Below are 520 nucleotides of genomic sequence, written 5' to 3' on the forward strand. Positions count from 1 at the left end.
TTTAAGCAACTCTTATTTAACTTCGCGTAAAGCCCTTTATAAATCCATAATGCAGATAAAAAAGGAAAAAGCAGAAGCACAAAAGCAAGAAATAGATTCCATAAACATAGAATTAAAAGATTTAGATTTCGCACAAAGAGAATCGAAATTAAACGAGATTCAAAGAAAGCAAAAGGCAAGAAAATCTCAAAATAGTTTTTATAAAAATAACGCACATTCCACAAAGGACTTTATCTTGCAAACCAACGATAAAACAAGGACAGTTATATTTTTAGCCTCCAATGGTTTGACATTGAAAACAAATGCAAATTATAGTTTAGATTCCAAACTCTCACTGTCTAAGCTGATTCATATTCATAATAACAAGATTGATATTTTTACAAAACACAACACCACGGTTGATATTTATGAGTTAGCAAAAAATTATGGTAAATATGGAATTAATTTGGATTTATTGCATTCTGCAAATACACAGATATTTCTTTATTCAATTTTGCTAAATGGTGGCACAGAATCTACT

The 520-nt window shown here is 29.2% G+C and carries 1 pseudogene; it reads left to right on the forward strand.

From position 1 onward, the window contains the following. Nucleotides 1-520 (forward strand): annotated as a pseudogene (locus DMC01_RS14295) (hypothetical protein); the annotation flags it as partial.

The sequence above is a fragment of the Campylobacter troglodytis genome, from assembly GCF_006864425.1.
GTDB classification, from domain to species: Bacteria; Campylobacterota; Campylobacteria; order Campylobacterales; family Campylobacteraceae; genus Campylobacter_D; species Campylobacter_D troglodytis.